14 protein-coding genes and 1 tRNA gene are annotated in these 19227 nt (G+C 39.7%); 3 read left to right on the top strand and 12 right to left on the bottom strand.

Going from position 1 to position 19227, the window contains the following annotated elements; genetic code table 11:
* Positions 1-49: 49 nt before the first annotated feature.
* From A0256_16630 to A0256_16595, 8 genes are all read right to left on the bottom strand, one after another.
* Positions 50-1351: a lipopolysaccharide biosynthesis protein RfbH gene (locus tag A0256_16630; protein AMR32927.1), complete on the bottom strand. Its 1302-nt coding sequence runs from the start codon at positions 1349-1351 to the stop codon at positions 50-52.
* Between the two features lie 20 nt (positions 1352-1371).
* Positions 1372-3090: an acetolactate synthase gene (locus A0256_16625; protein AMR32926.1), complete on the bottom strand. Its 1719-nt coding sequence runs from the start codon at positions 3088-3090 to the stop codon at positions 1372-1374.
* Positions 3087-4016, bottom strand: coding sequence for a hypothetical protein (locus A0256_16620; protein ID AMR32925.1), 930 nt, complete (start codon positions 4014-4016; stop codon positions 3087-3089). The genes A0256_16625 and A0256_16620 overlap by 4 nt, the downstream gene beginning before the upstream one ends.
* Positions 4009-5085, bottom strand: a complete 1077-nt coding sequence (locus tag A0256_16615; protein AMR34593.1) for a CDP-glucose 4,6-dehydratase — start codon at positions 5083-5085, stop codon at positions 4009-4011. Before A0256_16615 ends, A0256_16620 begins: the two co-directional genes overlap by 8 nt.
* 2 nt (positions 5086-5087) lie before the next feature.
* Positions 5088-5864 carry a glucose-1-phosphate cytidylyltransferase gene (locus A0256_16610; GenBank protein ID AMR32924.1) on the bottom strand — a complete coding sequence of 259 codons (777 nt, stop codon included), beginning with the start codon at positions 5862-5864 and terminating at the stop codon, positions 5088-5090.
* A gap of 7 nt (positions 5865-5871) precedes the next feature.
* A complete protein-coding gene (locus tag A0256_16605; GenBank protein AMR32923.1) occupies positions 5872-6915 on the bottom strand; it encodes a hypothetical protein in 1044 nt (347 codons plus the stop codon).
* Positions 6916-7801: 886 nt separating this feature from the next.
* Entirely contained in the window at positions 7802-8884 is a 1083-nt protein-coding gene (locus A0256_16600; protein ID AMR32922.1) for a hypothetical protein, read from the bottom strand.
* Positions 8884-11355, bottom strand: a complete 2472-nt coding sequence (locus tag A0256_16595; GenBank protein ID AMR32921.1) for a capsule biosynthesis protein — start codon at positions 11353-11355, stop codon at positions 8884-8886. The genes A0256_16600 and A0256_16595 overlap by 1 nt, the downstream gene beginning before the upstream one ends.
* Before the next feature lie 272 nt (positions 11356-11627).
* Between A0256_16595 and A0256_16590 the strand changes: the two genes are divergently transcribed.
* Both A0256_16590 and A0256_16585 read left to right on the top strand, forming a co-directional pair.
* Positions 11628-12164, top strand: a complete 537-nt coding sequence (locus tag A0256_16590; protein AMR32920.1) for a molecular chaperone Hsc20 — start codon at positions 11628-11630, stop codon at positions 12162-12164.
* Positions 12165-12180: 16 nt separating this feature from the next.
* Positions 12181-12260: transfer RNA gene (locus A0256_16585), tRNA-Leu, on the top strand.
* A 311-nt stretch (positions 12261-12571) separates the two neighbouring features.
* Here A0256_16585 and A0256_16580 read toward each other — a convergent pair.
* From A0256_16580 to A0256_16570, 3 genes are all read right to left on the bottom strand, one after another.
* Positions 12572-12781, bottom strand: coding sequence for a hypothetical protein (locus tag A0256_16580; protein ID AMR32919.1), 210 nt, complete (start codon positions 12779-12781; stop codon positions 12572-12574).
* Positions 12782-13174: 393 nt separating this feature from the next.
* Positions 13175-13933: a DNA metabolism protein gene (locus tag A0256_16575; GenBank protein ID AMR32918.1), complete on the bottom strand. Its 759-nt coding sequence runs from the start codon at positions 13931-13933 to the stop codon at positions 13175-13177.
* A gap of 3 nt (positions 13934-13936) precedes the next feature.
* A complete protein-coding gene (locus tag A0256_16570; GenBank protein AMR32917.1) occupies positions 13937-15193 on the bottom strand; it encodes a radical SAM protein in 1257 nt (418 codons plus the stop codon).
* A gap of 301 nt (positions 15194-15494) precedes the next feature.
* Here A0256_16570 and A0256_16565 point away from each other — a divergent pair, with 301 nt between their 5' ends.
* Positions 15495-15767: a hypothetical protein gene (locus A0256_16565; GenBank protein ID AMR32916.1), complete on the top strand. Its 273-nt coding sequence runs from the start codon at positions 15495-15497 to the stop codon at positions 15765-15767.
* A gap of 84 nt (positions 15768-15851) precedes the next feature.
* Here the strand turns inward: A0256_16565 and A0256_16560 are convergent, their stop codons facing one another.
* Positions 15852-18710 carry a peptidase M16 gene (locus A0256_16560; GenBank protein ID AMR32915.1) on the bottom strand — a complete coding sequence of 953 codons (2859 nt, stop codon included), beginning with the start codon at positions 18708-18710 and terminating at the stop codon, positions 15852-15854.
* Positions 18711-19227: the final 517 nt, after the last annotated feature.

The following is a 19227-nucleotide window of genomic DNA, read 5'->3' as shown; positions in this document are numbered from 1 at the left end:
ATACCTGATCATAACAACTTTAACATTGCTAAGATTTATAGTATAAATATCAACTTATGTAGGCCTTAATTACATCCAGCATATAATCATAGTGACTTTCGTTCAAACCCGGCCATACACCCAGCCAGAACGATTGGTTCATAATCGTATCTGTGTTGGTAAGTTCACCTACCGTGCGGTGATTTATATTGGCATAGGCAGGCTGCCGTAATAAATTACCACCAAACAATAACCGGGTACCTATCTTTTTCTCTTCCAGGTGCTGTACCAGCATATGCCGGTCGGCTGCATCCCCTTCGCGCAGCGTAAGCATGAAACCGAACCACGACGGATCGCTGTTTTTAGTTGCCTCTGGCAAGATGAATATATCTTGCAGCTCTTTCATGCGTTCGTACAAAGCCTTGTAGTTTTCGCGGCGGCGCTGCACAAAGTAATCTAACTTCTTAAGCTGGGATACACCGAAAGCAGCCTGCATATCGGTAACTTTTAAGTTAAATCCAATATGAGAATAGGTATATTTATGGTCATATCCGTAGGGCAAAGATCCTAATTGCTGCGAAAAACGGCAACCGCAAGTGTTATCTTTACCTGGTTCGCAATAGCAATCACGCCCCCAATCTCTAAAACTTTCTGCAACTTTAGCCAGTTCTGGATTGTTGATCAGAACCGCACCGCCCTCGCCCATGGTAATATGGTGAGCCGGGTAAAAGGAAAAGGTAGATATATCACCGAATGTGCCTGTTTTTTGCCCGCGATAGGTAGCTCCCAACGAATCGCAATCATCCTCTACTACCCAAAGATTATATTTTTTTGCTACACGCATCACCTCATCTAAATCAAACGGATTGCCTAATGAGTGTGCAATCATAATTGCTTTTGTTTTAGGCGATACAGCTGCCTCTATGTCTTCGGCCTTAACGTTGTGTGTTGCGATATCTACATCAACAAAAACCGGGATAGCACCAAACTGTATGATAGGATTCACTGTGGTAGGAAATCCCGCTGCGACGGTAATAACTTCATCTCCCGGTTTTAATGCTCTGTCTCCCAGTTTAGTTGAAGTTAAAGCATAAAAAGCAACAAGGTTGGCTGATGAGCCAGAATTAACTAGCAGCGCTTTTGTCGCACCAAAGTATTTGGCAAAATCGTATTCAAAAGAATTGGCGAAGCGGCCCGCCGTAAGCCAGCCGTCTAAAGCGGCATCAACACCAAGTAATACGTCTTCTTCATCTAATACCTTGCCGGTAACAGGGATATAGTTTTTACCAGGTATAATGATTTGTGTTGTTTTAGCTTTAGCAATTTCTCTAAGGCTCTTTTCCAGCTCAGGGGTGGTAATGTTTTTTAACATGATTATATATTATATAGGTATTAGGTACTTTCCATTTCTATTGGCTTTGCAAATGGTTCCATCTCAGTTATTGGTTTTCCAAATGCAATCTTGGGGTAGGTATTGGTGTGGGGGTCTATCATCACCTGTAATAACACCGGTTCACCACCATTAGTTTCATTCCACATCCAGTTTACAGCTTCTTGCATTTCGTCTTCGCTATCGATAGTTAAGGCTGCCATGCCGTATGCTTTAGCAACCTTTTCAAAATCCGGCGCGCTGTACCCCCAATAGGTGCTTTGATAACGGGATTCGAAATAGCTATCCTGAAACTGTCGTATCATGCCGAGATTTTTGTTATTCATTACCACAACTTTAACAGGCAGCTTATTACGAACTATGGTTTGCAATTCCTGGATATTAATCTGCATGCAGCCGTCGCCAACAATTACAATCACTGGACTTAAGTCTAATGCGAAACAGGCACCGATTCCTGCTGGTAACGCATAGCCCATAGCACCCATGCCTGCAGAGGTTAAAAATAGCTGATCTTTGTAGATCTCTAAAGATTGCGCAGCCCACATTTGGTGACTTCCTACATCTGCAACATAACATTTGGCTGCGCGTGAATTGTGCGACAGTGCGTGCATGAAGTAATTGGGGTTGATACCCTCCGGCGTTAATTCTTTGGTATCCGGCCATTGTTTCTTTAACCCACTTATATATTGAAGCCATTCAACCGGCTTTTCAAATTTCTCCTCTTTAGCGGCTTTATTGAATGCTTCAAAAAATTGTCTGGCATCAGTAACTATCGGTACGCAACCCTTAACGCGGTTGTTTATCTCCTCGCTTTCGCAATCTATATGGTAAATAGTACGATTTTCAAAAAATTTGGTATCAGCACCTGTTTGGCGAATATCTAATCGACTACCAACCACTACCAACAAATCGCATTCACCGAAAGCAATATTTGCCCAACGGTTGCCATAGCTCCCTATAAACCCTACTCTAGAAGGATGATCATATTCGGCAGCATCTATTGCAAGCAAAGTAGTAATTACCGGTAATTCTGTCTTTTGCAAAAATGCATCCATTTCTTTCTTAGCAAAAGCGGCACGTACACCTCGGCCGACTAGTAAAAGTGGGCGTTTGGCTCCCTTAATACTATTGAAAATATCCTGCAATACATCTATTGATGGATCTTCAAAAGCAGCAACTACTTTCGTATCCGGCATTTCATTTACCTGAGCACGCTGTATGTCCATCGGAACATCTATGAGAACAGGTCCGGGCCTTCCTTCCATAGCTATTTCGAAAGCCCGTTCCATTGCTTCCGGTAAATCGTGTTCACTCTCAATTTTAAAGCAGGCTTTTGTTATAGGCTGGGCCATTGCTATAATGTCAGTTTCCTGAAAACCCAATTGCCGAATGTTGCGATTACCTTTTTGCTCATGGCGGTTTACCTGACCCGTTATAAAAACAGCAGGGGTAGAATCAAAATAGCAGCTACCTATTCCTGTTAGTAAATTAGTGGCGCCCGGGCCACTTGTAGCCAAAGCAACACCTGGCACTCCAGTTACACGACCATAAGCATCTGCTGCAAAAGCGGCTGACTGCTCATGATGCATGGTGATAATATTTATAGATGTTTTTTGGTTTAACGAATCCAATATATGGGTAATCATCCCACCCGATAATTCGAAAACATGCTTTACTCCTTTTTTTTCTAAAAAAGTAGCTATAAAATCCGATGCCTTCATTTTTTTTTATCTTTAAATTTCATTGTCAGATGTTCGACGGTTTCTGATAGCGCAACTTCAAAATCAGTTACGTCAAATTCGCCAAATGCAGAAACAAATTTATTAGAATCACCTTGCATATGCATAGATTGATTATCGCGATAGGGTAAACCACCGAAATTAAGCGTGAATGACGGATTTACTTGGTCTCTGATGCTTTCTACTAACTCTCTCAGCGCAAGTATCTTTTTTCCAGATATATTATATATACCAGTTTTACCCTTATTTGTTGTTATTTTATTTATTGCTATCCCTAAGTCGCTCACATACAGATAAGAATATTTTTGTTCACCTGCGGTAAGCGCCATGCTTTCACCACTAACCATTGTTTTTATCAAAGACGGAATCAACCAATTATCGGCTTCTCCTTTGCCAAAAAAAGAAAAAAGCCTAAGCCAATACCATTCCATTTGATATTGATTAGAAAATTGTTTCACAAGTTCAGCACATATCACCTTTATCCTGCCATAAGCTTCTGTTGGATTTACCGGTTGTTCTTCGTTAATGCAACCGTTATAAACGCCATATTCTGCTTGAGAACCCATTCCAATGAATTTTTTTGCACCGCTTCTTCTCGCAATTTCTAAAACCGTACTTAAAAAATTAATATTCAAGGATTGAACTTGCCAGTTGTCCCTATCTGAATGCCCCACCCCTAACCACGCAGAATGAATTATAACTGACGGAGAAAAGGCAACTATTTTATCAATCCAACCATTCTCATGGTCTTGTAAAATCCAGATAACCTGATCTTCAAATTCCCGGCATAAGTCTAACGATGAACTTTCGCGATAATTAGCAATTACCTGATGTCCGTGATCAATAAGTACACTCGCAACACCGGCTCCAAGGAAGCCCGTTATACCTGTAATAAAAATCTTAGCCATTAAAAAAATCCTGAATTTGCATTTCAGTAAAAACAGACATCTTGCCACTATTGTAAAATTCCCTATACCAATTGATAGTTGTGCCTACTGCTTGCTCGGCATTCATTTTTGGATGCCAACTAAGTTCTGCTTTAACCTTGCTAATATCCAGTTTTAGTAATCCAGCCTCATGGGGTTGTTCAAGGTTTTTTACAATGTTAAAATTACCATTTCCCCAGGCTGATATAGCCATTTCAACCATTTTATAAACAGGCAATGCATCATTAACCTCTGGACCGAAATTATAGGCCTGCGAAAATAAAACTGGGTTACTAAACAACTTTGCCCCTAACAATAAATAGCCTGCTAAAGGTTCCAGAACATGCTGCCACGGTCTTACTGAATCTGGATTGCGAATTTCAATTGCTTTGTCCGATTGCAATGCATTTACAATATCAGGAATCAGGCGATCTGGGGACCAGTCACCGCCACCTATTACATTACCTGCCCGGCCTACGGCAATAGCTTTTTGGTGAACAGAATAAGAGGTTGGATTAAAAAATGAATTCCGATAAGAATCTATAACCAATTCTGTACATGCTTTACTTGCGCTGTACGGATCATAGCCTCCAAGACGGTCAGTTTCGCGGTATGGATATTCCCATTCATTATTATGATACACCTTATCTGTAGTAATCAATACACAATAACATGGTTTATCAAGTAGCATAACTGCATCGAGCAAATTTGCCGTCCCAATTGCGTTAACCTCAAATGTTTGCGAAGGAATTCGATAGGATAATCTTACTAGCGGCTGTGCAGCAAGGTGAAAAACAAAATCGGGATTAAAATCCGTCATCGCTTTTTTGAGGGAATCTCTATCCCGCAAATCAGCTATTACCGAATCGCAGATAGCTTCACCATTAAGTACACTAAAAAGATTAAATTCCCCCTCCGGTGCCAAAGCATACCCTTTTACTTCCGCGCCCAGCATACTGAAAATCTTTAATAGCCACGAGCCTTTAAAACCAGTGTGCCCGGTTAAAAAAACCTTTTTCCCTTTATAAACTTCAGTGAGTTTGTTAAACATATTTACCAAATTTTCCATGGCGCGCTTCCTCCACTCCAAAGTTGTTCAAGCTCAATTCTATCGCGCATGGCATCCATTGGCTTCCAAAATCCCTTATGTTTGTATGCTGAAAGCTGGCCATCTTCCGCAATTTCTTTCAATGGCTTTTTTTCCCATTGAATATCGTCCATATCTCCGTCCAGATAATTAAATATACCCGGCTCTAAAACAAAAAATCCGCCGTTAATCCACATGCCATCTCCCTGCGGTTTTTCAATAAAATGCTCCACCTCACCATTTTCACCCATTTCGATATTGCCAAAACGACCAGGAATTTGAATAGTTGTGAGTGTAGCTAATTTTTTATGAGAACGATGAAAATCAACCAATTCTTCGATATTAATATCAGCTACGCCGTCTCCGTAAGTAAGCATAAAAGTTTCATCCTGTACATATTTTTTGATCCGCTTTATACGACCGGCGGTATTAGTTGTTAAACCAGTATCAACCAATGTAACTTTAAAAGATTCGGAATTCGAAAAATGTACATCAACTTTGTTACGCTCTAACTCGATAGTTACATCTGAATTATATAGATAATAATTCAAAAAATACTCTTTAATCGATTGCGCTTTGTAACCCAAACATAAAACGAAGTCATTATAACCATATGTTTCGTAAATTTTCATTATATGCCACAAGATTGGTTTTCCGCCAATTTCAACCATTGGTTTTGGGCGCGCTTCTGTCTCTTCCATTAACCGGGTTCCTAAGCCGCCCGCAAGTAATACAACTTTCATATTGTTATTATTGAACTTCTATTTCTATATTATCAGTAAGCGGAAAACTACAGCAAAGTAATTTTTCATTAACTTCAAGTTGTGCAGATTCTTTTTCTCCTCCAATTATCTTTACCTCTCCGCCAATTAATTTCCCTTTACATACCTGGCAATTACCCGTTTGACAAGAATAAGGCATATCGATAAGCGCATCTAAACCACTTTCCAATATGCTTTTGCCTTTAGCAACTTCAACCTTATAAACTGCTCCATCTTTCTTCAGCGTGACGACGCGGGTAGTTATATCATGAAATTGGGCAGGATCACGTACAATTTCGAAATCTTCTGAATAAATCTTACTGCTGTCAACCCCTAAACTTTCCAAAGTTGCCTTTACAGACTCTTTTAACCCTGTAGGTCCACAAATGTAGTGTAAAGTTCGGTTAAGGTCTCCTTCTTTAGCAATCACATTTAAAACAAACCGCGGATCAATACGGCCCTGTACATGGAAAGGATTAGTTAGTTTAATCGCAGGCTGAGTGTGGAAATGCCACGCTTTAAATGAGTTCGCGTATTTCTCTTGCAATTGCTCAATTGCCTTCGCAAATATTACGGTCTCCGTATTTCTGTTACCATATACTAAAGTAACATGCCCGGCAATTTGGTTCCCCAGGGCATATTTAGCTATTGACATTAAAGGTGTAATACCGCTACCTGCCCCCCACAGAACAATGTGTGTTGCTGGTGTTAATGCAGTTTCTTCTAAAACAAAATCACCCATAGGCGGCATAACCTCTATTATATCATCAACTTTAATTTGGTCGATAATATGATTTGATACAATTCCGCCGGGCACACGTTTAACCGTGATTTCCAAATTATTATCAACAAGAGGTGCTGAAGAAAATGAGTATGGGCGGATAAACCTACGTCCATTGATTCTAAATATTAGCGTTAAATACTGACCAGCGAGATATCGTATTTTTTTCAGTGATGGTTGTTTGAAAGTTATTGTTACCGTATCTGCTGTCTCTATAGTAACCCCAATAACTTTTAAGCTGATAAATTGCATCTAATAACCAAAAAAATAATAAACTTATAAAGATTTAAGTAAGCCGATTTGCTTGTAATCAATGCATACAAATGTAGATTGTGGTGTGGATTTTACGATTAATTCACAATGTTTGTTTAGGTTGAAAGTCATTATGCAGAAGTTATATTAAATTGAAAATCAAAAAGTATTTATATAGACAGATAACTTGTCAGGTATATTAAAAAGCTAAATGATTAACCGAATTAGTCAGTTTTATATAGCAGCCGATTGTTTTGCTCATTTCAAGTCGTAATTTAAAACGTTTCAAATATATCACCAATTATCAACATAATGATTAAATGCTTTAACTATCTTGTAAAAGCAATAAAACTAATCGAAAGAATTCAGTTTTTTAAAAATGTTTTTTTCTAATGTGAAATCTTAGATAGGGATTGTAGCTAAACAGTTTGTTGCAATCAATAACTGGTAAAGATCATCATCAGTTCAGCGGCTTTCATCACTACATAAACTCTAAACGTATTCGAACTAGAAATAAAATTAAGCATGTCTTTATTTTTTGACTTAGAAATCAAAACTGCCTACTGGAATGATGTAATCGTCAGAAATGACAAAATAGCCTATTCCATCATAACTGCATAATGTCGTGCTAAGAAATAAGTAGATAGCCTAACTAAATTCCAACTGTAAAGTTATCTATTAGAAGGGTTTTGCTTGTGGCATCTAAATATGTAGAACACGAAAAGATAGTCAATTAATTAATGTTTACAAAGGAATGAATGGTATAGGCAATGGCGGCAAATAATATAAGCAAGCTAAGATTATTACTACAACTATTATCAATTTAACTGAAGATCATAAATAAAAGCTAATTTGTATGCATTATAAGTTATATCCGGAAAGCAATTTAAGTCATTATCTTCTCTACAACCCTTTTTCCAGTAATCCAAAGAATCATAATACCAACACCCAGTATAAAACCAATCAACGTCGATTTCACAACTCCTAATTCGCTTTTAGGTAAAGGTAATACAGGTTGATCTAGCATTTGTATTAGCGGTGTCTCTTGTCGTAAAGAAATTTTTGAAACCTCAAGATTTTTAACAATCTCACTATATATTGCCCCGCTAGCTTGTACATCTACCTGCTTTTTTTGCGAGGGAACCCTTAAAGATAATAATGCAGGATTGGCGTTTGGGGAGGCATCTAAAGCTGAAGCTACGCCACTGATAGAATAACCCAAAATACGTTTTACGCTATCTGCCTGGTGCTGTAATACTTTAATATTTTGTGCGCTTTTCTTTGTTTTGGTTTGCGTGTAAAAATCGTTAACGGTTTCAACAAGTTTGCTATTAAATAACTTCGAAAAGAGTTCGTCATTTGTTACAACGTCCACCTCTAAAATACTTAGTTTTTTATCTACTTTTCCAACCGTTAACACCTGTTTATTAAAGTTCATAACGATTCCAGTAATTATGCTATCCTGCCATCGGCTAAATTTTGCAGGGTCCTGATTAAAAGAAAAGTTTTTTATGCCATCCTTTTCTTTCCACCTATCTGCTAATTTATTTGAAGCAATGTACCTATCAATCAACAACATCTTTCTGCCATCTATTTCAACTGATGATAGCAATGTTTTTTCTATCATGAGGCGGGATTTATAAAGCTCCACGATATTATCGCCCTGAAAAATGCCACCACCACCACTGCCAACATCAATACCAGCCAAGGATGCAAGGCCAGAAAGCTGGGACATACCTCCAACTTTGCCGGCTTCTTCTAATACAAATGTACTGGTAGCAGTAAAAACAGGCTTTTTAAAGTGTGTATAAGTAGCACCTAGTATAGCACCCAAAAATCCATATAATACTATAACAGGCCACTTTTTCCGTAAATGTTTGAAACCAGCTTTACTTTTATTTATAAGGTCCTTCAGTGTAATTTCGTCATCGACGGTAGTATTCCTTAAATTTGAAAATTCTTCCTGCATTACTTGCTTAAGTTTATTATACCTAAAATAATGGCGCCCAAAGATGCCAACCCTGTTGTTAAACCCACAACTTCTGTCGCGGATAAGCTACGCTTAACAGGTTTTTTTGAAACAAATATTTCGCTGCCAGGTTTAATTGTAGGATTTACATTAAAAAATAAAAATTTCCTTGTTCCCTTAACTGTACCGTTGGCGTATACAACATACGATCCCTTTTTTGACGCGTTAGGTGCATATCCACCTGCGTTGATGATATAGTCTTTAAAACCTTTAGAATCATCATATATAACTGCACTAGGATAAAGTACTTCACCATTAATCCGAACAAGTTGTTGCTGCTTAGGTATCCTTATCAGATCATTATCCTCTAATACGAGATCAATGTTAGTTCCTGGTCGCTGTAAAATTTTTTTCAGATCTATTCCAACAAAATTATTGCGCAATTGCTGGGCATCAACAACAGTAGAATCCTTGATGGTTTGTTTAATTCGATTTAAACGATTAATACGCTCCCGCTCAACGGCAACTGTGTCAATTTTATTTTTATTGATACCTAAAATAGCAAAGTTATCGCGCTTCAGCGTTCCTGCTTCAACATCAGCAGCGGCAGTGAGCCCACCTGCACGGGCAATCAAGTCAGATACTCGTTCATTCTTCTGCTTTATAGTGTAAAATCCAGGGTATAATACTTCTCCTTCTATTTTTACTATAGTTTGCTTCTCGTAGCCCGGCAAACTATAAATTGATACGATGTCGAAAGGTTTCAATTTAAAATTTGCCGCGCCGCTTTTCAGCTGTGCATCTACATCTACGCTAAATACCTGGGCAAGCCTACTCGTTTTGGAACTAGGATCGCTATCTATTATCCTGCGGGCAACTTCTATCCGTTTTATACTTGCCGCTTCGGTAAATCCTCCTGCTTTTTGAATTAAATCTTCAACACTCATATTCTCTGCAAAAGCGTAATCGCCTCCTTTACGTACCTCTCCCTTAATGGTAATGCGATATTCATCTCTTAAATCTAAAATAGATGATATATTCACTTGGTCTTCCCGCTGTAATACAATGTCCGGAACATTGTTATTTATGACAGCGTTTACGTCAAATGATATGAGTTCCGTTGAATTATCTGCTTTAAGCCTAGTAATGCTTCCTCTACCCGTAAAAGCATCCTCTTTTAGGCCACCTGCATTGTTGATCAGTTGCTTTAAGGTTAATCCTTTTTGTAATTCAAATTCCCCCGGGCGAAAAACTGCACCGGTAACAGTAACTCGGTTTTCGTAACGGTCAAGGATACGGTCTACTGTAAATTTGTCGCCGCGCAGCGGAATATAATTCTTATAATCGGCTTCTAAAACATCACTGATACGCCGCTGCTGATCGCTTATTTGTGATACTTTTATGCGCGCAGTGTAAGCTTGATCAGTGAAACCTCCGGCAAATTTTAATACATCCTGCAAAGTTTCGCCCGCAATAATTTCAAATAATGCTGGAATTTTTATTTCGCCTCTCAGTTCCACGCGTGTGCGGTATGTTGGTACACGAATGATATCCTGATCTTGTAAGCCGATATTATCCTTTTGATCTCCTTTAACTAAAAAATCATACACATCCAACCGTCTAACTATTCTGTTGTTCCTTATAATTTCGATTAAACGATAAGAGCCATTATCATTTGGCCCGCCTGCAGAACTGAGCGCGTTGAAAGCCGTAGCTAGCGATGGCAAAGTATAGGTTCCTGGTTTAGTAACCTCTCCAACCATAATTACTTTTATACTCCTTATATTTCCAAGTGTAACCTGCACAGTCGTTCCCCTGTCTACTGCATAATTATTTGCAGCAAGTTTACTTTTTATCAAAGAGGTTGCCTGTTCTATCGTTTTACCGCTTACGTTGAGTACACCTACTCCTGGAATGTTAATATTTCCTTCAGGTGATACATTCAATTTCCAACTCACTAGGGAAGCGCCGTAAACATTAATATTTAGCTGGTCATCGGGCCCTACGATATAATTTACCGGCGTTGCAATTTTCAAATTTGGCTCAAATGTGGTGTTGCTATTCTTGAACAGATTAGCACCATACACTTTCGGTATAAATATGCTAGCTACAGACTCTTTAACAGAATTAGTATCAGCGTCATTTTTATAATTCAACTCTCTGGTAGCAGGTAGATCTTGTTGCGCATCTACGGCAGGACCCGTAGTTTTACGCAACGCTGTAACACGAGTTTGTAAAATTTTGCTTTGCTCAGCGCTTAGACCTCTGCTTTGCAATGTTTGCAATAATTGTTCATCAGACAGGCCAGAAGCCTGAGCCTGTTGCATGAGTTGACGTAACTGGCTCTCAGAAAGATCACTTACGCTTACACCAGATAGGTTTTGAGGAATAGTTTGTGCACTAGCAGGAACAATAACCCCGAAACACAAAAAAATAAAAACAACTAATAGGTAGAATTTCAACTGGTTCATAGATCACAAAATAACGCTAGAGCTGGGTTTTTTAAAGCATTGTATAACATCAGCTTTAAGTCTAAATTCCAGACCTGACTTATTTGAATTAACATCAAAAAATTATTGGTAACTGATTTAAGTGAACAAAGATATATTAAATTTTGAACGGTTAAAGTTTAAAATTAGCGCTGCCTGTTTCAACTATATTAATGGGAAATAATTTGAACATAATGGATTTCGCTTTTCAATTGGTTGATTAATGCACAACAATAAAATTGTAATTTTGCAGCATGAATTATTTCGATTTTTACGATATCGCTGAAACATTTAAGCCAGATTCAGCGAACTTGAAAAAGCAGTTTTATGCGCTGAGTAAAAAATACCATCCCGATTTTTTTGCAAATGAAAATGAGGCTCGCCAGCAAGAAATACTTGAATTATCTACACTCAACAATAAGGCGTACCAAACCCTATCTGATGCAAATAAGTTGTCGGCCTACATTTTAAAACAGCACGGACTATTAAATGAGGGCGCAAAACCGCAATTACCGGCAGATTTTTTAATGGAAATGATGGAAATTAATGAGCGACTGATGGAAATTGAAACTGCAGACCAGTTAGCGGCGATTACGAGCGAAGTTATTGCCATTGAGGGAGATATAGTTGACGAGATGGCCGCCCTAACTGATGGTTACGAAGACTTGGACGATAGCGCTAAGGAAAGTCGGCTCATCGATATTGCAAATATCTACTACAGACAAAAATATTTGTTGCGAATTAAAGACAGTTTGAATACATTTGCAGCCCGGTTTGGCGCAATTGTATGATTGCAAAGCCGAAAATGCCCAGCTGGCGGAATTGGTAGACGCGCTGGTCTCAAACACCTGTGGGAAACCGTGCCGGTTCGACTCCGGCGCTGGGTACTGACCCTCTTTACGAAACGTAGAGAGGGTTTTTTAATTTTCGAAGGATGATAATTAAGTGATCCGCGCCAAAATAGGAAAACGGAAGCCTACTCTTGCGAATTGACTTCCGTCTCCTGACTTCGTTAGTGGCCATAGCCCCCCAGAAGTATCAAGTTTTGTGTAAACTGACCTACCTGAACTCCTCGTTGTTAATTGCGAACATTGTTCTCCCACATCATCCTGAAATCCGAAAGACCAAATAATAACACAATATGCAGACATTGCCTTTGTCCTTGCGGAGGAAACTTAATCAAAATTGCTTCCTACTCCTAACTTCCCCAAGCTCTTTCGCGCTCCGTTGAGTCTTTCGTTCTCTGCAGACATTGATTTAGTTGATCTCCCTTGGGAATTCCGACTTTGTCGTTATCTGTGCACACTGGCGCATCATTATTCTTAATGGATGCAAAATAACCTTGTTTGCTAACGCTGATTGCTTCAAGGTCATTATCTCGTTTGCTATTCTTCGTAAAGTATTGCAAAACTGATAATACCTCATTTCACTCTCCAATGCAGGAGCCTTTCGCCTCCTGTTTTCTTCAAATGACCAGGCACTCCCCTTATCTTTAGATCGCCCTGAGGTTCACCCGATTAAGTTTTTGTTTCCTGTAAGGCTGTCAAAGTACGTCGTTCTTGATATTTACAATATCGGAAGTTTCACCTATAATAGTCAAGTGAAACATGATATTTTATCGTAAATCTTCTCAACATCTTTTCCACAGATCAATGGCGTTATCAACATTTATAAAGCCTAAATACTAGGAGGTTACACTTGTTATCAACAAATTTAATTATCAAATTCATTCACAAATCCTAGCTAGATGGCCAAAATCGATGCTGAAATTACTTGCCCAAAAAAAGACAAAACATAAAAACTAAATTTTCTCAGTTAAATGTCGCCAATACCGCTTGGGGATATGGCGCAAATGTAACTTTGTGTTTTTCCGGGAAATGATGTTCACACTATGGAAATAATTTTTCCATAGATGCTGATAAATGGGCTCATCCGGCGAAAATGAAACCATTACGTTACCGGCTTTATTATTGCCAGAGAAATCAATATCAATAAATTGCGTATCGTGCAGATCGTAATACAGGCCATATTTCCGTTTGATATCATAGATCAGCCATTTTTGATCCGCGTAGCGATTTTTGAAATGTCGGTTAAGCAATGGCAAAACATTAAAGTCGGGCTCAATCGAAGCATAGTAAGTTTCATCTGTGAGCTTTTGAAAACGGATGAAAGCTTCCATCCGGTGCTTCTCCCGCCTGATCATGCGAACCAATTCTGATACCCGCATTACAAATTTGTTCCCATAGTCTTCCTCAATATTGATAGCGCTATCAAATGCATGCCGAATATATCCTACCAAATTCAAATCCTCGCCACTTATTTCAGCAAGATGAGCGGCATAGAGGCGCTGTACGCCAGTAGACGACACTTTTTGTTTTAATCCTTTTAGCACCCGGGTGGCGCGGGCTTCGTCTGTCACTACAGTCAACACATTTTCAAACAAAGCCCCATCCCGTTCGACGCCCGTTTGCAACTTTACCAGCCCCAAATTTTGGGCGTATATTTCGAAAATCACGGTAAGCAACCCTTCAAATGTGCCATCATATATTAAGGTGGTCATCACTTAAAAAAGATTAAGTTGGGATTGGTTATTCTTTAAATACTTACTTTGGGATGTAGCCAAAATGAACTGCTTAATATTAGTCCCGGTTAAATCCCGCCGTTCGAATTCATTGCTGTTGCAAATCATAAAATATTTCGCCCGATTTAGGCTCACTCCCATTTTCTTGAGTTGATCCCAATTCAATTTCCCAAACCTGCGGGCGCTTACAATTTTTTTTGCAGAAAGCAAGCCGATGCCTGGTACCCTGAGAATCATTTGCAAATCAGCTTTGTTGATATCAACCGGGAAAGCTTGCATATTACGAATGGCCCATCCTAATTTGGGATCAATATCCAAATCTAGATGAGGCTGTGATTTACTCACGATCTCATTTACATTAAAGCCATAAAAACGCATTAACCAATCGGCCTGGTACAATCGGTTTTCACGAACCATAGGTACCGCAGTGTTCAAAGCAGGCAAGCGACTGTCTGTAAGTACAGGAACATAGCCAGAATAATAAACCCTTTTAAGATTAAAATTTTTATAAAAATAGTTAGCTGATTGCAAAACCTGGCTGTCGTTTTCGGGTGTTGCGCCAATGATCATCTGGGTACTCTGCCCTGCCGGAGCAAACAGCGGTGCCTTTTTAAAAAGTTTTTTTTCCTCGGTATGTTTGATGATGGCATGCTTTAAATAACCCATCGGCTTGATCATATCACGCTGATCTTTGTCTGGCGCCAGAAGTTTCAACCCGGCAGGCGTTGGTAATTCAAGGTTAACACTTAACCGATCTGCATACAAACCAGCCTCGTTCATCAATTCATCACTAGCTCCAGGAATTGATTTAAGGTGAATATATCCATTGAATTTATGTTCGGTTCTTAGCTTTTTGGCTACCCTTACCAGGCGCTCCATAGTATAATCAGCATCTTTAAAAATGCCCGAACTCAAAAAAAGTCCTTCGATATAATTTCTGCGATAAAAGTTGATGGTGAGGTCAACCACTTCCTGAACGGTAAAGGCAGCCCGTTTGATATCATTGTTTTTTCGGGATACGCAATAGGCACAATCAAAGATACAATGATTGGTAAGCAAAATCTTCAGCAATGAAACACAGCGCCCGTCCTCTGTATAGGAATGACAAATGCCATTGCTGGCATTACCTAAACCTTTGTTTTCATTCTTACGCTTGCTTCCGCTGCTGGCACAAGACACATCGTATTTTGCGGCATCTGCCAATATGTTCAACTTCTCCGTAATCCTCTCCTCATTCATCATATCCAAAATTACTAACAATATTAGTATTTTAACGCTAAAAGCCTTTTATTTACTACTCTTTTTGAGAATATTCTGAGGGGCATTTGTGAAATTTGACGCGTCAAAACGTTTTTAGACATTGTCAATCCTATCCACGTAGATTATTTATAATATAGCTGAGAATTTACGCACCGCCGGCACATCACAAAAGCGGAATAGCAGTCTGATGTTTTAAAATTTACGCTCGTTGATAATTCAGAGAAAAATTATCTTGAAAATTAGAGCTTGTTACTTATTTTTATAACTATAACCCACAATCATGAATGACCCAACCCTATGTCAGCATTTGCAGGCGATAATTGAAGTAAAACTCAGCGATAATAATGTATGCGAAGAATGTATAAAAATTAACGCCACATGGTTTCACCTGCGAACCTGCCAAAGTTGCGGCGCAACCCTCTGCTGCGATCAATCGGAACACCAGCATATGACCAAGCATAACCGGTCCACGCAACACCCGGTTATTGCATCTGCGCAGCCCGGAGAAAGATGGTTATGGTGCTACCCCGATGAGGAATTTGTTGAATATTAGGCAATCCGGATAGCCAGCCCGATTTTATCACACAAAAAAGCGGCCCTGGAAAAATCCCAGGGCCGCTTGAATACTAAGTTGTCTTTATTGTTTAGGTTTGCCATCAGCATCCAGCTCCACAATTGGGTAGCCTAATTTTTGCAGCCCGGGCAATATCTTTGCTTTATCTCCCACCACTAGTATAACCATGTTATCGGTATTCAAATATTTTGATGCAAGCTTGTTGATCTCCGCAGGTGTAATATTTTGCAGGATTTTATTTTGTTCATCAACATAAGTGGGTCTCAAATCATACTCTAATATCCGCGAGAGGAATGCCGCTTTTTGTCCGTTGGTTTCATAACGGCGGGCATCACTTTGTCCTATGGAGGTTTGGGTAAATTTCAATTCATCAGGCGTAATCCCCTGTGCATTGTAATTGCGAATCTCCTTAATAAATTCTACAACAGAGCTATCGGTAGCGGTAGCTAACACACCTGCTGATGCTGTGAAGTCGCCCCCGTATTTACCCGAATTGAAGCCAGAGCGTGCACCATAGGTCCAGCCTTTTTTCTCGCGCAGGTTTAGGTTAATGTGACTATTAAAAGCACCACCCAATATATAGTTAGCAATGCCCAGTTTGTAATAATCGCCGGTAGCATCGTAGTTCAAATTATCCAGGTAACCTATCCTGATTTCAGATTGTGCAGCATTAGGAATATCCACCAGATACAGTGTGGTTTTATCGAACGATTTACCCGCTGCCGGGGTTGGAATACTTACCTTTTTATCCTTCCAGGTATTCAGGAAAGCTAGGTTACCCCTTGCAGTTCCTTCGTTAACATCACCCACAATTACAATTTTTGTTTGTGAAGGCGTAATATATTTGTCGTAATAATCCTGTATATCCTGTAACGTAATACCAGCAACACTTTCCTCGTTGCCACCAGTAGCATAAGTTCGCACATTTTCATTACCATACAAAATTTTGCTGTAAACAGTAGATGCTACACCCGCCGGTTGGGTTTTTGCCTGCTTAAAGCCTTCCATCGTTTGTTTTTTCAAGCGATCTAAAGCATCCTGGGTAAATTTAGGGTTGTATAAACGCTCCTGCAAAAGCGCCATGGTTTTGGCAAAGTTTTTGGTCAACGATGAAACGCTGATGGCAATCTCTTCACCACCGGCGTATACACCGATACTGCTTCCCAACTTATCCAATTCGGAGTTGTACTGCTCAGCTGTGTAATTTTTTGTATCCTCGTTCATCATACGGGCTACCAAACCAGCAACACCGGCCTTTGCCGAGTTATCTATAGCATAAAGCCCCCCTCCTTTAATGGTCATTTGCAGGGAAACTGACGGAATCTCACTGTTTTTTGTACCGATGATCTGAATACCATTTGGCGTAGTAGCCGACCAAATAGCCGGAACTTTGATAGCCGGGTTTGGGCCCACTCCCGGTTTTGCCGAACGGTTAAAATTGTCTTTTGCTTTTTTATAAATTAAACCGTTATAGCCATAATCCGGCCTGTTATAACCTGAAGTATTTATGGTAAAGTTGTCTGGGGCAGATGGTGCTATGGCACCTCCCTTTGGTAATACACTTAAGATAACCGACGGTTTACCTTTAATATACTGATTATAAACCCGCATCACATCCTCTTTAGTCACCGCACGGATATCCGCGAGCTCCCGGCCGAGTTGATTAGGATTGCCGGTAAGGTACTGTGCCTGTGCCAACTCAGAAACCTTGCCACTGACACTTGCCAGCCCATTGATGTAATTTGCTTCAGCGCTGGCCTTGAATCGGGTAAGCGCATCTTCCGTAACGCCGGTTTTTTCGAATTCAGCTAAAGATTCTGCAACTAACTTTTGTGCATCTGCCAGCGTTTGACCCGGGAATGGAATAATGCGCAAGGTGATTTCACCAGCTAATTCTGTATTGGATGAACCCATGGAAGCCTGGGCGGCCTTACGGGTTTTTACGAAGTTTTTGTAAAAGATAGAATTACGGCCCTGGCCGATGATTTCAGATAAAGCATCCAGCGGTGACATATCTTTATCATAAATCTTCACGCCCGGATAAGTTATGGATAACAAAGGTAGTTTAGCGTAATTATCAACGTATGACACATAACGATCTGCACTTAATACCGGTGCCGGGAATGTGGCACCCTTTACAACCGGGCCGCGGGGAATACCGCCGAAATATTTGCTCACCCACTCCAGGGTTTGTTTAGGATTTAAATCTCCCCCGATCGTGATCGTAGCGTTATTTGGACCATACCATCTCAGGAAAAAGTTCTTCAGATCATTCACGCCAACTTTGTTCAACTCCTCTATATATCCGATAGTTAACCAGGAGTAAGGGTGTCCGTATGGGTATAAATTTTTAGAGGTATATTCTGAAGCAAGACCGTAAGGGCGGTTATCATAGTTTTGGCCACGTTCGTTCTTAACTGTTGCGCGCTGCACTTCAAATTTACGCTGGGTTACCGAATCCAAAAGAAAACCCATACGGTCTGATTCCAGCCATAGCATTTTTTCTAACTGGTTAGCAGGCACCGTTTCGTAATAATTGGTACGGTCGCGGTTGGTCGAACCGTTAAGTGTGCCCCCTGCTTCGGTAATGAACTTAAAATGATCTCCATTACTTACGTGCTCACTTCCCTGGAACATCATGTGTTCAAAAAAGTGTGCGAAGCCCGATTTACCGATCTCCTCCCTTGCCGAACCAACGTGGTAAGTAATGTCGACATGCACCAAAGGATCCGAATGATCTTCAGCCAGTATAACAGTTAGTCCGTTAGGTAAAACATATTTTTCATATGGAATCACTAACTCGGTTCCCTTGCGTGCTACTTTTTCTACCAGTTTAGGCTGGGCGCTTACCTGAGCCGATGCCGCAAGCGCCATTAGCGCGAATGACGAGGTAAGCAGGACACTCTTTAGAGGTTTGATCATGTGTTTTTCTTTTGGTTAAAAATAGCTATAACTCCGCTTGGAATAAAGAGTTAAACATCGCTAATATTAACAAAATTACTTACTCATAGAAACCGGCGCTGTGCTATTTAAAATATGTAACGTATTTGTGACGAGTGTGCACCCATGCTAATCTTAAAATTTCAGATGATCTCGAAAACAACAACGTCGTAGGGGAGCAATGAACTGCTTATTGCGCGACTAGTATAATTTTCCAGCAAAAATTTGCAGCTTATTAATGATGGATCTATATCGATTGCATGCCTTTAGTAAAGCCGGCATTTGCCTTATTTGTCCATTGAAAGGTGTCAGCCCAGAAAGCATCTAAAAGCGATTTTGAAATGAATTTTAATGATTTGGAGCTGACCGGCTTAATCGGAATATAGGCTATTTGAAAATTTATATAAAACTAACTTAAATCCAGTTATCTAATGCGATTAAAGCTCAGGTTAAATTATGTTAAATTGGTGGTGGTAGCAATATGAATAGGCGATAAACC

The sequence above is a fragment of the Mucilaginibacter sp. PAMC 26640 genome (genome assembly GCA_001596135.1).
Taxonomy (GTDB): domain Bacteria; phylum Bacteroidota; class Bacteroidia; order Sphingobacteriales; family Sphingobacteriaceae; genus Mucilaginibacter.
The sequence above is the reverse complement of the archived record's forward strand: the minus strand, read 5'-3'. Positions and strand labels throughout refer to the sequence as shown.

Bases quoted from the DNA above. Each gene is read 5' to 3' on its own strand.
- A0256_16570 (AMR32917.1), bottom strand. From the start codon at position 15,193: ATGAATGAGGAGAGGATTACGGAGAAGTTGAACATATTGGCAGATGCC.
- A0256_16625 (AMR32926.1), bottom strand. From the start codon at position 3,090: ATGAAGGCATCGGATTTTATAGCTACTTTTTTAGAAAAAAAAGGAGTA.
- A0256_16630 (AMR32927.1), bottom strand. From the start codon at position 1,351: ATGTTAAAAAACATTACCACCCCTGAGCTGGAAAAGAGCCTTAGAGAA.
- A0256_16610 (AMR32924.1), bottom strand. From the start codon at position 5,864: ATGAAAGTTGTATTACTTGCGGGCGGCTTAGGAACCCGGTTAATGGAA.
- A0256_16560 (AMR32915.1), bottom strand. From the start codon at position 18,710: ATGATCAAACCTCTAAAGAGTGTCCTGCTTACCTCGTCATTCGCGCTA.
- A0256_16595 (AMR32921.1), bottom strand. From the start codon at position 11,355: ATGAACCAGTTGAAATTCTACCTATTAGTTGTTTTTATTTTTTTGTGT.
- A0256_16575 (AMR32918.1), bottom strand. From the start codon at position 13,933: ATGACCACCTTAATATATGATGGCACATTTGAAGGGTTGCTTACCGTG.
- A0256_16600 (AMR32922.1), bottom strand. From the start codon at position 8,884: ATGCAGGAAGAATTTTCAAATTTAAGGAATACTACCGTCGATGACGAA.
- A0256_16615 (AMR34593.1), bottom strand. From the start codon at position 5,085: ATGTTTAACAAACTCACTGAAGTTTATAAAGGGAAAAAGGTTTTTTTA.
- A0256_16620 (AMR32925.1), bottom strand. From the start codon at position 4,016: ATGGCTAAGATTTTTATTACAGGTATAACGGGCTTCCTTGGAGCCGGT.
- A0256_16605 (AMR32923.1), bottom strand. From the start codon at position 6,915: ATGCAATTTATCAGCTTAAAAGTTATTGGGGTTACTATAGAGACAGCA.
- A0256_16565 (AMR32916.1), top strand. From the start codon at position 15,495: ATGAATGACCCAACCCTATGTCAGCATTTGCAGGCGATAATTGAAGTA.
- A0256_16590 (AMR32920.1), top strand. From the start codon at position 11,628: ATGAATTATTTCGATTTTTACGATATCGCTGAAACATTTAAGCCAGAT.